The organism is Bacillus sp. YKCMOAS1 (genome assembly GCF_030268125.1).
Classification (GTDB): domain Bacteria; phylum Bacillota; class Bacilli; order Bacillales; family Bacillaceae; genus Bacillus; species Bacillus safensis.
The window spans coordinates 24,961-38,094 of sequence record NZ_BSEI01000011.1; the positions used below are offsets into that span (position 1 = coordinate 24,961).

The 13,134-nt window shown below is 41.3% G+C and carries 17 protein-coding genes and 2 tRNA genes; 13 read left to right on the forward strand and 6 right to left on the reverse strand.

What is annotated here, in order from left to right:
- Positions 1-24: 24 nt before the first annotated feature.
- Complete coding sequence (locus QSJ46_RS19305; RefSeq protein ID WP_107164194.1) at positions 25-648, reverse strand: GNAT family N-acetyltransferase; 624 nt, start codon at positions 646-648, stop codon at positions 25-27.
- Between the two features lie 148 nt (positions 649-796).
- On the opposite strand from QSJ46_RS19305, the gene QSJ46_RS19310 reads away from it, so the two are divergent.
- From QSJ46_RS19310 to QSJ46_RS19335, 6 genes are all read left to right on the forward strand, one after another.
- A complete protein-coding gene (locus QSJ46_RS19310) occupies positions 797-1,348 on the forward strand; it encodes a TetR/AcrR family transcriptional regulator (protein ID WP_047204137.1) in 552 nt (183 codons plus the stop codon).
- 85 nt (positions 1,349-1,433) lie between these two features.
- On the forward strand, positions 1,434-1,976 hold the full coding sequence (locus tag QSJ46_RS19315; protein WP_107164196.1) for a dihydrofolate reductase family protein: 543 nt from the start codon (positions 1,434-1,436) through the stop codon (positions 1,974-1,976).
- A gap of 108 nt (positions 1,977-2,084) precedes the next feature.
- A complete protein-coding gene (locus QSJ46_RS19320; protein WP_059376106.1) occupies positions 2,085-2,558 on the forward strand; it encodes a MarR family winged helix-turn-helix transcriptional regulator in 474 nt (157 codons plus the stop codon).
- Positions 2,542-3,165 (forward strand): nitroreductase family protein, encoded by a 624-nt coding sequence (locus tag QSJ46_RS19325; protein ID WP_285605189.1) that lies wholly within the window; start codon positions 2,542-2,544, stop codon positions 3,163-3,165. Before QSJ46_RS19320 ends, QSJ46_RS19325 begins: the two co-directional genes overlap by 17 nt.
- A gap of 17 nt (positions 3,166-3,182) precedes the next feature.
- A complete protein-coding gene (locus tag QSJ46_RS19330) occupies positions 3,183-4,235 on the forward strand; it encodes an LLM class flavin-dependent oxidoreductase (protein WP_024425426.1) in 1,053 nt (350 codons plus the stop codon).
- 351 nt (positions 4,236-4,586) lie between these two features.
- Complete coding sequence (locus tag QSJ46_RS19335; protein ID WP_285605190.1) at positions 4,587-4,880, forward strand: hypothetical protein; 294 nt, start codon at positions 4,587-4,589, stop codon at positions 4,878-4,880.
- A gap of 32 nt (positions 4,881-4,912) precedes the next feature.
- Here the strand turns inward: QSJ46_RS19335 and QSJ46_RS19340 are convergent, their stop codons facing one another.
- Positions 4,913-5,476: a helix-turn-helix domain-containing protein gene (locus QSJ46_RS19340; RefSeq protein ID WP_039176816.1), complete on the reverse strand. Its 564-nt coding sequence runs from the start codon at positions 5,474-5,476 to the stop codon at positions 4,913-4,915.
- A gap of 110 nt (positions 5,477-5,586) precedes the next feature.
- On the opposite strand from QSJ46_RS19340, the gene QSJ46_RS19345 reads away from it, so the two are divergent.
- A complete protein-coding gene (locus QSJ46_RS19345; RefSeq protein ID WP_285605191.1) occupies positions 5,587-6,174 on the forward strand; it encodes a LysE family transporter in 588 nt (195 codons plus the stop codon).
- A gap of 4 nt (positions 6,175-6,178) precedes the next feature.
- On the opposite strand, the gene QSJ46_RS19350 is transcribed toward QSJ46_RS19345, so the two are convergent.
- The gene (locus QSJ46_RS19350) at positions 6,179-6,730 is read right to left on the reverse strand and encodes a GNAT family N-acetyltransferase (protein ID WP_285605192.1); all 552 of its coding nucleotides are present in this window, start codon (positions 6,728-6,730) and stop codon (positions 6,179-6,181) included.
- A 126-nt stretch (positions 6,731-6,856) separates the two neighbouring features.
- On the opposite strand from QSJ46_RS19350, the gene QSJ46_RS19355 reads away from it, so the two are divergent.
- Positions 6,857-7,042 carry a CsbD family protein gene (locus tag QSJ46_RS19355; protein WP_034665964.1) on the forward strand — a complete coding sequence of 62 codons (186 nt, stop codon included), beginning with the start codon at positions 6,857-6,859 and terminating at the stop codon, positions 7,040-7,042.
- A gap of 148 nt (positions 7,043-7,190) precedes the next feature.
- Positions 7,191-7,853 carry an O-methyltransferase gene (locus QSJ46_RS19360; RefSeq protein WP_126681976.1) on the forward strand — a complete coding sequence of 221 codons (663 nt, stop codon included), beginning with the start codon at positions 7,191-7,193 and terminating at the stop codon, positions 7,851-7,853.
- A gap of 36 nt (positions 7,854-7,889) precedes the next feature.
- Here the strand turns inward: QSJ46_RS19360 and QSJ46_RS19365 are convergent, their stop codons facing one another.
- Both QSJ46_RS19365 and QSJ46_RS19370 read right to left on the reverse strand, forming a co-directional pair.
- The gene (locus QSJ46_RS19365; RefSeq protein ID WP_039176830.1) at positions 7,890-8,216 is read right to left on the reverse strand and encodes an AzlD domain-containing protein; all 327 of its coding nucleotides are present in this window, start codon (positions 8,214-8,216) and stop codon (positions 7,890-7,892) included.
- A complete protein-coding gene (locus QSJ46_RS19370; RefSeq protein ID WP_047204132.1) occupies positions 8,213-8,938 on the reverse strand; it encodes an AzlC family ABC transporter permease in 726 nt (241 codons plus the stop codon). The genes QSJ46_RS19365 and QSJ46_RS19370 overlap by 4 nt, the downstream gene beginning before the upstream one ends.
- 298 nt (positions 8,939-9,236) lie before the next feature.
- Here QSJ46_RS19370 and QSJ46_RS19375 point away from each other — a divergent pair, with 298 nt between their 5' ends.
- Both QSJ46_RS19375 and QSJ46_RS19380 read left to right on the forward strand, forming a co-directional pair.
- The gene (locus tag QSJ46_RS19375; RefSeq protein WP_099662955.1) at positions 9,237-10,112 is read left to right on the forward strand and encodes a DMT family transporter; all 876 of its coding nucleotides are present in this window, start codon (positions 9,237-9,239) and stop codon (positions 10,110-10,112) included.
- Between the two features lie 78 nt (positions 10,113-10,190).
- Positions 10,191-11,210 carry a S66 family peptidase gene (locus tag QSJ46_RS19380; RefSeq protein ID WP_047204130.1) on the forward strand — a complete coding sequence of 340 codons (1,020 nt, stop codon included), beginning with the start codon at positions 10,191-10,193 and terminating at the stop codon, positions 11,208-11,210.
- Between the two features lie 35 nt (positions 11,211-11,245).
- Here the strand turns inward: QSJ46_RS19380 and gltP are convergent, their stop codons facing one another.
- Positions 11,246-12,496, reverse strand: a complete 1,251-nt coding sequence (gene gltP, locus QSJ46_RS19385) for a glutamate-aspartate/proton symporter GltP (protein ID WP_039182997.1) — start codon at positions 12,494-12,496, stop codon at positions 11,246-11,248.
- A 370-nt stretch (positions 12,497-12,866) separates the two neighbouring features.
- Between gltP and QSJ46_RS19390 the strand changes: the two genes are divergently transcribed.
- Positions 12,867-12,943 (forward strand) — tRNA-Arg (locus tag QSJ46_RS19390).
- An 11-nt stretch (positions 12,944-12,954) separates the two neighbouring features.
- Positions 12,955-13,028: transfer RNA gene (locus QSJ46_RS19395), tRNA-Gly, on the forward strand.
- Positions 13,029-13,134: the final 106 nt, after the last annotated feature.

Sequence of the window (13,134 nt, forward strand, 5' to 3'; positions counted from 1 at the left end):
ATATCATCACCTAAAGAGGATACCTTATTTAATCACGGTTTTATAGCTCCAGCTTTCCAAGGACATTTCCTTTCCGCGCAATACCCTTTCATCAAACTCCATCCAGCCATTTTTCCGGTAGAAATGACGATTGGCCTCGTTGTGTGTAATCAGTGTGAACAGTCCGCCGCCTTGCCGGGCGATAAAGGGAAAAAGGCATTGCTTTAACATGCGGCTTCCGAGTTTTTTTCCTTGTTGGTCTTTTGCCACGACAAGTGCTTCTAAATACCAGTAAGGCTTCTTTAAGGAAGAACACGCTTTTTTCGCCTCCTTTAAAACACGGAACACATGCTGAATGGCCGATATACCGCCAGTGAAGAGCAGCTTTAACCCACCTGACAATACATAATTCATGACGCCTGGTTCAGGAAGATGCGGATGCTTTAAAAGGGCAGCAGACACAACCTTCTCGTTCTCAACCCCGACAAAACAGATTTGATGCTGAAAATACACCTTTGTATTGACCAAATGCAGCTGACGAGCGAAAGCAGAGCGCTTTGAGACCTTTTCACATAATAAGTCAAAAAATGAATAGTCCTGAAACGAATCATCTAACAACTCTGCCACTTGAGGCAGTTCATCCTCTCTGGCAAGTCTGAAATGAAGCATATGATGGCCTCCTTTTTTGAACAGATATATATTATTGAACATGTGTTGATTATAATAAGAAGTAAAGAGATCGAACATCGGCAATGCATGATAACCTGTTCATAATTAGACAGTTAGGGCCTGATTGTTCAAAAACGGAGGGGATTTCATGAAGGACAGACGAACAATCAAAACAAAAAGAGCCATTCGGGAAAGCTTCCTTGAGCTGTTAAAGGAAAAGGAAGTGCAGCAGATTACGGTATCAGAGCTATCAAGGAAAGCGGATTTAGGCAGGGGAACCTTTTATTTGCACTATCAAGATGTGTTTGATTTATATGAACAGCTTGAGAAAGAACTATTCGATCAGCTCGGGGGGTTATATGATGAAACCTTTCCAAGTCAGGACCCTCTTGATATGCTTTCCTTTTTAAACAAAACGACTGAATACTTGAAAGAGAATCAGTATATGTTGACGTTATTTGTAAAACCAAATGGACCAACGACCAATCAATTCAAAGCCTTTTTCAAAGAAAAAATCATGAAAGAGTGGCAGCTTGATCAGCGTCCTATTACAGAGAATGAACAAATAGAGGCCTCTTTTGTCGTATCTGGTGTCGTGGGGGTACTAGAGGAATGGATTCATGAAGAAATGACCATTGATGCCGGCAAGCTCGCGCAAAAATTATACGAGCTTCTCGTCAAGGTGGAACAGGAATCGTAAAAAGGGAGAAAGTTATGTAGCCTTTGTCTTTCCTTTTTGATAAAATAGAATATATGTTCTTATTTGAGGTAAGGGAGTGGTGGGATTGAGTGAGAAAAGAAAACTGCTTTTTTATGGGGCGATGAGTATCGATGGATATTTAGCGAGAGAGGATCACAGGCTCGATTGGCTAATAGGGACAGAGGGCGAAGATGAAACGAGCTACGACACCTTTTATGCGTCAGTCGATACGCTGATCATGGGGCGCAATACATATGAACAAGTTCTTCAGCTGTCACCAGATGAATTTCCTTATGAAGGAAAGACATGTTATATCATGTCACGTACGTTACAAGACAGTCTGGAAGGAACCCATATCATTCGCGAAGATGTCTTATCATTTGTGAAAAAATTAAAGAATGAAACAGGCCGGAATATTTGGATTGTCGGCGGCGGGGGACTGCTTCAATCTTTCATAAAAGAAAAATTGGTGGATGAGCTTTTTCTTCAAATCGTACCTGTCATCATTGGAAGAGGAATTCCTCTCTTTTCGCCAGCGGATCTGGAATCCAAGTTTTCATTACAGGAAGTACATCAATATAAACAAATTGCTGAAATGCATTTCACCTTAAAAGAAGAGGACCACTGAACCAAGGTGGTCTTTTTTTCATGAAACAAACTCATTGACAAGAAAATATCCTAGTGTTAGGATAAATTTATCCTAGTTTTAGGATTTCTTGAAAAAGGAGTAGTTGCCATGGTGCAGCATGATCATGAATTAGATTTAAGGCTATTCCGCGTATGGATGAAAGCCTATCAAGCCCTTTTTACAAATATCCAAAAAGACATTGAACGTTATGATATCGGATTTGAAAACTTTCAGATCCTTGAATTGCTCTACAGTAAAGGACCTCAGCCTGTTCAAAAAATCAGCGACATCTTGTCAATCCCAAGTGGCAGCATGACATATGTCGTGAACAAGCTAGAAAAACAAGAACTGGTGAAAAGGCAATGTGCGCCTTCAGATAAGCGGGTATTCCATGTGCAGCTTACGGAAAAAGGGAAGCAATTGTTTGACGACATTTTCCCTAAACACACAGAGGTCATTTCGCAAAATCTATCCTTTATTGAAAAAGAAGAAAAAGAGCAGCTCATTGAATTACTAAAAAAAATCGGTTTAGGTGCAAAACAACTTCGCGAAAAGGGGAAACAAGATGACACTCAGCTTTGATACATTGGTACGTGAAAGACGATCTGCATCAAATTTTTTGCCAAATATCTCGATTTCGAGAGAAGAACTTAACAGCATATTTGAAGAGGTCAAGCTGGCACCATCTGCTTTTAACTTACAGCACACACAATATGTTGTCGTCCAAACAGAAGAGCTGAAAGAACAAGTAAGAGAAGCGGCATTTGGACAATATAAAGTGCACTCTGCTTCAGCAGCGATCATCGTACTCGGAGATCCAAACGCTTATGAGCACGCAGGGGACATATATGAAGGCCTGAAAATGCTAGGCATTTTAAATACGCAGCAATATGAAGAAATGGTCAGAGAGACCATGAGCTTTTATGAGCAGAGAGGGGCAGATTTCCAGAAGGAAGAGGCGATCCGCAATGCTTCCTTATCTGCCATGCTGTTTATGCTTGCCGCTAAAAATAAAGGCTGGGATACTTGCCCGATGATCGGTTTTGATCCCGAAGCAATGAAAAATGTATTAAACATTCAATCAGATTTAGTTCCTGTGTTAATGATTACACTTGGAAAAGAAAAAGTAGAAAGCAGACAAGCGAGAGGCTATAGAAAGCCAGTTTCTGAATTTGTGACATATTTATAAGATAGGGGGTTCCAATCATGGAACTAGGAATTAGTACATTTGTCGAAACAACACCTGATTTTCAAACAGGAAAAACAGTCAGTCATGCACAGCGTATTCGAGAAGTAGTAGAAGAAATTATTTTAGCAGATCAAGTCGGTCTCGATGTATTTGGCGTAGGTGAGCATCATCGTGAGGATTTCGCCGCATCGAATCCAGCTGTCGTCTTAGCGGCTGCAGCAACACAAACAAAAAATATTCGTCTGACAAGTGCAGTGACAGTCCTTTCATCAGCAGATCCTGTTCGTGTATTTCAGGATTTTGCAACGCTAGATGGACTATCAAACGGACGTGCAGAAATTATGGCAGGCCGTGGTTCATTTATTGAGTCATTCCCGCTCTTTGGCTATGATCTTGATGACTATGAAGAATTATTTGAAGAAAAGCTTGATTTGCTGTTGAAGCTGCAGCAGTCAGAGCGTGTAACATGGAGCGGAAAGCATCGCCCATCTATTCAGGATGTTGGGGTGTACCCAAGACCTGTTCAAGATCCGCTTCCGATCTGGATCGGCAGTGGAGGAAACCGTGAATCCGTCGTACGTGCTGGATTACTAGGATTACCGCTTGTACTTGCCATCATTGGCGGAAGTCCAAGACAGTTCGCACCGCTCGTTCAACTGTACAAGCAAGCGGCAGTGCACGCTGGACATGACCCTGAAAAATTAACTGTAGCATCACATTCTCATGGATTTGTTGCGGCAGAAACAGACCTGGCAGCAGATCAATTTTTCCCATCCACACAGCATGTGATGAACACATTAGCGAGAGAGCGAGGCTGGGGACCTTATACTCGTTCTACGTTTGACGCAGCGAGAACTTTAGAAGGTGCGCTGTATGTAGGAGATCCAGATACCGTGGCAGAGAAAGTCATTCATCTCAGAAAAAATGTAGGCATCACACGTTTTATGCTTCATGTACCGGTTGGTTCAATGCCGCATGATCAAGTGTTAAAAGCCATCGAGCTATTCGGAAAAGAAGTAGCTCCTAAAGTAAGAGAAGAAGTTGCCCGCTGGGAAGCAGAGCAAAAATAAATAAAAAGGCCGATCAAGTGAATAACTCTTGATCGGCCTTTTCTTATGCTTAAACATCAATGATACATGGTTTCACAGTAGGACATTTAACAGCAGAAGCAATTGGTGTGATCGCCAAGGTGAAGAGGAAAACAAGTTGAAAACAGATGAGCCATTTTTTCATGAAATCACCTCCGTTTACAATTGTTTGACTAGAATGAGATGAGGATAAATGCATAGAAGTATGTAACACCCTCTATCCAGTATAAGCCAATCATATCATAATTTTCAAAAAAATGAAAAAATAACTTACGAAAGTTCTAAATTATGGTATGGTTAATATGTTCAACAAAAAAGGGAGGGATTTTTTTTATGAAAAAGGTCATGTCTTCTGTTTTGGTTGGAGTCATTGTTTTAACGGGTGCTGGAGTCACAACTGCTCCGGTGGAAGCAAAGGAGAAAGCAAACGGTGAAGTAACAGTTCAAGCGAGTCGAACTGAAACTGTAACAAGAACATATACGACATCAAACATCCCTGACAGTATTGTATATGCACAGGATGGCTGGGTCGGTATTTTAAAACGAACATCTATTGAAGAGTTAGGATTAGGAAAATATAGAGTCACATTTACTGGAACGGTTGTACGCGATCCAGGATTTAATTAAATAAATGGGAAGCTGACAGGTGGACAAGCCTGTCAGCTTTTTTCTTGAGGATAATAAAGAATCATTTGCATCCGTACCATTTGTTCTCCGGATTGTTTATACGTATGCGTCCGGTCCGCTTTAAAACGAATAGAGTCTCCGGCTTTTAAGGTGTATTGTTCATCACCAATGGATAAATCAAGGACTCCCTCAAAAACAGTGATCAATTCCTCTGTTCCCCCAATGTGTTCACTCGCACGCAGCGACCCGCCTCGGTCAATTTCTACTCGGTACATTTCAAATTTCCCCCGGTCATCGAAAGGAAAAGTCGTGTATACGCGATAACGGCCGTCGTCCTCAGTTAAAACCTGCGCATCCTCCTTGCGTACCACCTTGATTTCAGGCTGTGGTGCGTAAATGAGCTCACTAAAAGATACTTTTAATCCGTTGGCGATTTTCCACAAAGTCGTGATGGTAGGGGTTGATTCTCCTCTTTCGATTTGTCCAATCATGGTCTTGCTGACACCAGTTAATTCTGCCATCTTTTCGAGGCTTAATTTTTTTTGATCTCTAAGAAGCCTCACATTTTTAGAAATAATCGATTGTACGTCTTCCATGAAAAAAGCTCCTTTCTCTATTTACTTTATAAAGACCGAACGTTACAATAAAACGTAATATACGCAATAAAGTAATTAAAGTCTAAATAACGTATAAGGGGGGCGGCATCTTGATTGTATCTATGTTGATCTATGCTTTTGTTAGCAGCTTTACCCCAGGGCCAAACAACATCATGGCCATGGTCTTTACGAATAAATATGGGGTTAAGCAAACATTTCGCTTTTGTTTAGGTGTGGGTATCGGATTTCTCGTTATTTTGTGTTTGAGCTGCTTCTTTAATATCATTCTTTATCAAGTGATGCCGAAAATAGGCTGGGTCATGGCGTTCATCGGAGCCGCATACATGATTTATTTAGCGGTCAAAATCATGAAAAGTAAAGGCGGTGATGACGAAACACTTGATCGCTACAATCATTTTATCCCTGGTATGATGCTGCAATTTATCAACCCAAAAGCGATCTTGTATGGATTGACTGTGATTTCAACATTTGTTTTGCCATATGGACAATCTAATATGCAGTATGTCATATTGACGCTGATTCTCGCACTTATTGGCTTTCTCGGTACATTCAGCTGGAGCTTATTTGGCTCTTTGTATAAGCGCTTTTTGACTGCTTATGAAAGACCGTTCCATTATGTGATGGGGGTGCTTCTAATTTACAGTGCGGTTTCAATGGTATGGGGCTACGTTATGTAAGTGGTCAGGAACTTGGCCGCTGCCTGCCCATCACAACAGTATCATAATATAATCCGTCACTCAGCCGTTTATCTTTTTTTAATACACCTTCAATCAAAAAGCCATGGTTCTCATATAACCGAATGGCTTTTTTGTTCGTTTCAAGCACATGAAGAGAGATCTTCTGAATGCCCTGCTGATCTGCCCAGTCAATTGAGGCGGCTAAAAGCTCTTTCCCAATGTGATAGCCCCAAGCATCTTTCTGGATGGCGACGCCAAATGTCACTTTGTGAGCAGAGCGCTTGAGTGAATGGCCCTCGCATCTTGAAAAACCGACAATCTTTCCTTCAATAGCAGCGACCAAAAATAAATGCCGGCTTTGCTTGGTATCCTCTTGAATCAAAGCCTCAAATGCTTTTTCATCAAGAAAGGCTTCGCCTTGTTCACGGTCTAAATATTCTGTTTCACCATCGATTTTCAGTCTGAGAGCTGATAACTGTTTGGCATCGGCCATTGAAGCGGACCGAATATGATAGGTCAGCCCACGAACTGTGAATATCTTTTCAGAGATGATCATTGATGAGAACACCCACCCTTCTTTCCAGTATGTCTATCATACCTGAAACGTGTACATCGCACACTCAGATGTTTTGTATCTTTCAAAAAGGCTAAATGAATAGTATCAAACTTGGAGGTGGAACAAATGAGTGAAGAAAAAGGACATATGGATAAAGCGAAAGGAAAAACAAATCAAGTCAAAGGTCAAGTCAAGGAAAAGCTTGGGGAAGCAACGGATCATCAAAACCTGAAAGCAGAAGGGAAAAAGGATCAAGCAAAAGGAAAACTTCAAGATAAAAAAGGCGATGTCAAAAATAAGCTGAACGAGTAGATCCGAAACCAGTGCGTTGCTTCATGTATTCATCATCGCATGTCTTTCATCAAAAAAATGAATAGATGTGTGAAAAGAATTGATTATACGCTCTCACGATCATCATGTAGACTTGAGATAGAAGACATGATCAAGGGAGATGGATGAAATGGAGCACGTGTGGGAGAAAGTTGACGAGTATATCACAGACAAGTTGATTCTTAAAGATGACGTATTGGAGCAAGCCCTTACTCATAATAAGCAAGCAGGTCTGCCAGCAATTGATGTGTCACCAGCCCAAGGGAAAATGCTTTATTTATTAGCAAAAACGAAGAATGCAAAGCGCATTTTAGAAATCGGGACACTTGGTGGATACAGTACTATTTGGCTTGCGCGTGCTCTTGAAGAGGATGGAGAACTCATCACATTAGAGGCTGACAGCCATCATGTACAAATCGCACAGCAAAACATCAGCAGAGCGGGCTTATCGGAACGAGTGAGCATCTTGCAAGGAAAGGCATTAGATACGTTATCTCAGTTAAAAGAGAGGGCTGCGCTTCCATTCGATTTGATTTTCATTGACGCAGATAAACCAAACAATCCGAAATATCTAAAGTGGGCGTTAGATTTCTCAAAAAAGGGAACAGTCATTATTGCGGACAATGTCGTCAGAAATGGAGCAGTCCTTCATGACTCTAGTGGGGATGAACGAGTGCAAGGAACTCGTGAATTTTTTGATTTACTCAAACAAGAACCGAGAATAGAGGCAACAGCGATTCAAACTGTTGGTGAAAAAGGTTATGATGGATTTGTATACGGAATCGTCAAATGAAAAAAAGCTTAACCACATGTGGTTAAGCTTTTTCTTTTAGAAAAACCATCTAGCAGTGCCCATCAGCATGACGCCGACAAGAACAGTAAGTGACAAGCTTTTTGTCCAAACAGCGATGAGTACAGTGGGAGTCAAGACAGCAAGATACATCCAATGGATAGTGACGCCTGTGCCTGTTGTTGTATGGATGAAGAGATGCTCTGCAATCAAAGCTGTAAAGATACAAATAGGAATAAACGATAACCATTTCAGCACCACTTCAGGCAGCTGAATACTTCGGACAAATATAAAGGGTACGACTCTTGGAATGATGGTGACGATCATACAACCAACAATGAGCCATAACATAAAGCTGCTGATCATTTATCTGTCACCACCCCAATGGTTGCGACAATCATGGTGGCTAACAGAACAGCCACGTGTGAGGGAACAAAATGAAGCAGGACAAACATGGCAATGACCATATACAAAACAAGTGACAGGCGATGAGTTAACTTATTTTTGGGAACTGTCTGTAACGAAAGGACTAGCAGTGCAGCAAACATCGCTGATAAAGCGAAATCAAGACCAAGCGCTTCAGGATTTGAAATCCAGTGTCCAAAAATGCCGCCAAGTATGCAGGCCGCAATCCAGCATAAATAAGCTGTTATGTTCAGTCCGTGCATCCACCGGTTATTCAGCTTTCCATGCTGAGCTAATTTATTCATGGCTACGCCAAAGGATTCATCAGTCAGCAAGAGACCGAATCCGATATTTTGTTTTAAAGAGTAGCGTGTAAAATGAGGAGCCAGCGTCAGGCTGAGTAATAAATGACGCAGATTCACAATAAATGTAGTGAGAATAATAGCGGAAAGGGGACTTCCCGTGACAAGCAGTGCACAGATAATAAACTGTGAAGCACCAGCATAAATAAAGATTGCTAGAAGTGCAATGTCCCATAAGCTCAACTGTGCACTAATTCCAACAATTCCAAAGGCAAACCCGATACTCATATAACCAAGCAGGGTTGGCACACAATCTTTTATTCCCTCGAGAAATGGTTCGTGTTCCGTGCTGGGAATGTGTTTCCTCGCTTCAATATCCAACGACCTCTACTCCTTTTCTGCGTGACCACCTATAGTTTTACTTACTATATGAAAACGAATTCAGCATGTCAAGACCCGTTTATCTTCTATTATATGAAGAAAAATGGTGACAAAAAAGGATTGAAGTCAACCAGAATTTGTTATAAAGTAGTCTGAAAATAAAAACAAATGAGGTGACGACAATGCAATGGAAGCCTTTATTTGAACATGATGTACCAAACACCCTCCGTCCATAACGGAGAGTGATCTCCGTTTTGTGGATATGGCGATCAATATATCCAGTAACGGAGGGGAAAAGATGAATGAAAAATATATAGGCGCCCTTTACCTAGCAATCGCTGCAAGTATTTGGGGCGGCATGTACGTTGTTGTCAAAGTAACAGTAGCGGTGGTTCCGCCGCTTGAGCTTGTATGGATGAGATATGCTGTAGCAGGAATTGTGCTGGTGTGCACCATATGGCGCTTGGGCTATTCCTTTCGATTAGATAAAAAAGATATCCCGCTTGTTGTAATGATCGGATTGATCGGAAATTTCCTATCAATTGTGACCCAAGAAATCGGCACCATGTATACATCTGCACAAATGGGGGCTGTGATTACATCTGCGACCCCTGCTTTTATGGTGCTGTTTGCGTTCTTTCTATTAAAAGAAGCCATGACTGTTAGAAAATGCGCATCCATCCTGCTTGCTACAGCAGGTGTATGGCTCATGATTGGACCAGTCGCAGTGCAAACAGATGAATTTATTGGCGGTCTCTCACTCGTCATCGCTGCTTTTACATGGGCGCTCATGTCTGTTTTGCTTAAACGAGTTCCAGGAAAGTACCCTCAAGTGGTGACGACCACATATGCGATCATCATTGCATTCATTGTCTTAACACCACCTGTTTTATTTCGTTTACCTCACCTAGATGTGGAGCAGATGGCAAGACCGGAGATTTGGGGCGGTATTCTCTATCTAGGCATCATCTCAACAGCTCTTGCATTCTTTTTGTGGAATAGAGGGCTTCAATTGATGGATGCCTCGAGCGGCGGTCTGTTCTTTTTCTTTCAACCGATCGTAGGGGCAGCTCTTGGCTGGCTGCTTTTAGGTGAAGAGATGGGGATACGCTCATTCATTGGGATTCTATGTATCTTTGCAGGAGTCTATACTGTACTGCGCCAAAAAGAATAAAAAGAGATGTCCCTTATAAAAGGGGCATTTTCTCTAAAATGGATAGGGTAAGAGAAATAGAGATTGGAGGGAAGCAGAGTGATTCAATTTCCGCATTTGCAAAAAGGACAAACAATTGGCGTCACTGCACCTTCCTCAGGTGTACAGCCAACTTTACATGATATGTTTAAGCTTTCATGTGAACGAATGAAAAATAGAGGTTATGATGTCATATGTGGAGAGACGGTCTGGCAGCAGACAAAGGCAAAATCTGCCCCTGCGATAGAACGAGCAAACGAACTTCAGTACATGATGACATGTGATGAGATTGATCACATCATCCCGCCATGGGGAGGACAGTTGCTTATGGAAGTGTTAGAGCACCTCGATTTCTCATCGATGAAAAAAAAGTGGATTCTTGGTTACTCAGATACGAGTGTACTTTTGCTGGCGTTGACATTGAAAACAGGCATTGCCACAGCGCATGGACCGAACCTAGTAGATCTTCAAGGAGAAGAACTTGATCAAACGACTGTCATGTGGGAAGAAGTGCTTTCAACAAAAGGGGAAATGGACATAAGCCAATTTTCTTCAACTATGTATCAAAAGGAATGGAAGCGTGACGATCCGATTAAACATGTTTTTCATTTAACAGAACCTACCGCATGGCATACGGTTGATCAACAAGAAAAAATAGTAAAGGGAAGACTGATGGGTGGTTGCATTGATGTCATACGTCATTTAGCAGGGACACCTTATGGGGACGTCAAAACTTTTCAGAAAACATTCATAAAAGATGAACCAATTCTTTGGTATTTCGAAAACTGCGAATTAAATGCTGCAAGTGTGAAGAGATCGCTTGTTCAATTAAAACTAGCAGGGTGGTTTGATCACTGTTCAGGTATGTTGTTTGGGCGAAGTGCAGTAGATGTGCCTGTTGAAGGGTATCAGTATCAGGATGTATATGAAGAATTACAAAAAGAACTACAAATCCCCATTTTTTACGATATAGATTGTGGACATGTCCCGCCGCAAATGACGCTGATTAATGGGGCATATGCAGAAGTGCAGCTGCATCCTCGAGGAAAAGCCGTACTAAAGCAAACGTTTTTAGCATAAAAAAGGAAAGGGCGTACCCTTTCCTTCATATAACATTACATCCCTTTTGTTTCTTTACCTGCTTTTGGAACTTCCCAAGCTGACTCGCGGAATACTTTTTCCCATTTAGATACGACAATACAAGCAACTGCATGCCCTGGAACATTCACGCCTGTTCGTGCCATATCCATAATTCGGTCAACACCGGCTATGATGGCAACGCCTTCTGCGGGAAGACCTACTGCATGAGCGGTAGCCAAAAGAACAACGAGTGAACCGGATGGCACAGCTGCAATACCTTTACTCGTTAATACAAGAACAAGCATCATCAAAAGCTGCTGCGACAGACTCATGTCGACACCAAACGCTTGTGCAAGGAATACGCAGGCAACCGATAAATATAAACTTGATCCATCACAATTGAGAGAAAGACCAGATGGAATGACGAAGGAAACGATTCTTTTTGGACACCCGTATTTCTCCATTCGTTCCATCAATTGAGGAAGGACAGTTTCAGTACTCGTAGTAGAGAAGGCAACAAGGAACAAATCCCAAATCATTTTTAATACTTCGAAGTAGTTAAAACGGAAGATCAGTGCGACCAGAGGGAATAAAGCAAAGAGAATAATGAATAATCCTAAAAAAACAGTCCCGACAAGCTTCATCATTGGGATTAATAAAACAATGCCATATTGGCCGACAGAAGCAGCCATTAATGCAAGAACCCCAATAGGTGCTGTTACCATCACCATCTGTGTGAGCTTAAACATGATTTGTGCCACTGATTCAAAGAAGGTGAGAACAGGAGCAGATGCTTTACCGATGCCGCTTGCCGCTACACCAAATAATATGGCGAAGAAAATAACAGCAAGTAAATCATTCTGAGCCATAACATCGACGATATTGGTTGGAATGATATCTAATACCATTTGTTTAAAGTCAACGACCTTCTCAGTATAACCATCTAATTCCCCAATATCTTTCTTAGCTAATTTAGAGAAATCGAGACCAACGCCAGGCTTTAGACCATTTGCCAATAATAGCCCGATCCCAAGAACGATGGTTGTGATGACCTCAAACCAAATGATCGTCTTTAATCCAAGGCTGCCCATTTTCTTCATGCCGCCACTGCCGGCTGCACCAATAACAATGGTAGAGAAAACGATTGGAACAACGATCATTTTAATCAGCCTGATGAATCCATCTCCAATTGGCCGCAGAGCCATTCCGAAGTCAGGGAAGAAATGGCCGATAAGAGCTCCTATCACCAAAGCGATCATGATCTGAAAAGCGATAAACTTTTTCATCATCTCCTACCTCCTTTAAATGCTTGGAAAAATATTAAGAATTTTCCAATAAATAAAAATTCTATGTGGCCATGTTTTGTCCTCCTTTGTATTTAGAAAGATTTTATTTAAGAATCATTGGAATTATGAAGAAAGAGAAGAAAATAGGGCTATTACATGTCTATTGATCTAAGAAAAAATCAATTTTAAAAAAACATGAAACTTTTTTAGAAAAATGTATTGACCCTTTTATGTGATCCATGGTATATTTTTATTCGTCGCTGATGACGTATTTGAAACACAGATGTTCACACGGATGCGGCAAACAAATTTCAAAAAGATGTTGACTTAATAAAAACGATATGTTAAGATAATTAAGTCGCCTGATTAAGCGCCCGTAGCTCAATTGGATAGAGCGTTTGACTACGGATCAAAAGGTTAGGGGTTCGACTCCTCTCGGGCGCGCCAATACAAACCACGCGGGTGTAGTTTAGTGGTAAAACCTCAGCCTTCCAAGCTGATGTCGTGAGTTCGATTCTCATCACCCGCTCCATTTTGAACATGATCTTTGAAAACTAAACGAGACAAAACGTACCTGTTAATTCGAGTTTTTATAAAAAAATCCTATGATACTTCATAGGTAGTCAGTCAAACGCTGA

What these genes read in the sequence shown, in the direction of transcription:
- QSJ46_RS19305 (WP_107164194.1), bottom strand. Translation starts at nt 648, where the DNA reads ATGCTTCATTTCAGACTTGCCAGAGAGGATGAACTGCCTCAAGTGGCA.
- QSJ46_RS19310 (WP_047204137.1), top strand. Translation starts at nt 797, where the DNA reads ATGAAGGACAGACGAACAATCAAAACAAAAAGAGCCATTCGGGAAAGC.
- QSJ46_RS19320 (WP_059376106.1), top strand. Translation starts at nt 2,085, where the DNA reads ATGGTGCAGCATGATCATGAATTAGATTTAAGGCTATTCCGCGTATGG.
- QSJ46_RS19325 (WP_285605189.1), top strand. Translation starts at nt 2,542, where the DNA reads ATGACACTCAGCTTTGATACATTGGTACGTGAAAGACGATCTGCATCA.
- QSJ46_RS19330 (WP_024425426.1), top strand. Translation starts at nt 3,183, where the DNA reads ATGGAACTAGGAATTAGTACATTTGTCGAAACAACACCTGATTTTCAA.
- QSJ46_RS19335 (WP_285605190.1), top strand. Translation starts at nt 4,587, where the DNA reads ATGAAAAAGGTCATGTCTTCTGTTTTGGTTGGAGTCATTGTTTTAACG.
- QSJ46_RS19340 (WP_039176816.1), bottom strand. Translation starts at nt 5,476, where the DNA reads ATGGAAGACGTACAATCGATTATTTCTAAAAATGTGAGGCTTCTTAGA.
- QSJ46_RS19350 (WP_285605192.1), bottom strand. Translation starts at nt 6,730, where the DNA reads ATGATCATCTCTGAAAAGATATTCACAGTTCGTGGGCTGACCTATCAT.
- QSJ46_RS19355 (WP_034665964.1), top strand. Translation starts at nt 6,857, where the DNA reads ATGAGTGAAGAAAAAGGACATATGGATAAAGCGAAAGGAAAAACAAAT.
- QSJ46_RS19360 (WP_126681976.1), top strand. Translation starts at nt 7,191, where the DNA reads ATGGAGCACGTGTGGGAGAAAGTTGACGAGTATATCACAGACAAGTTG.
- QSJ46_RS19365 (WP_039176830.1), bottom strand. Translation starts at nt 8,216, where the DNA reads ATGATCAGCAGCTTTATGTTATGGCTCATTGTTGGTTGTATGATCGTC.
- QSJ46_RS19375 (WP_099662955.1), top strand. Translation starts at nt 9,237, where the DNA reads ATGAATGAAAAATATATAGGCGCCCTTTACCTAGCAATCGCTGCAAGT.
- gltP (WP_039182997.1), bottom strand. Translation starts at nt 12,496, where the DNA reads ATGAAAAAGTTTATCGCTTTTCAGATCATGATCGCTTTGGTGATAGGA.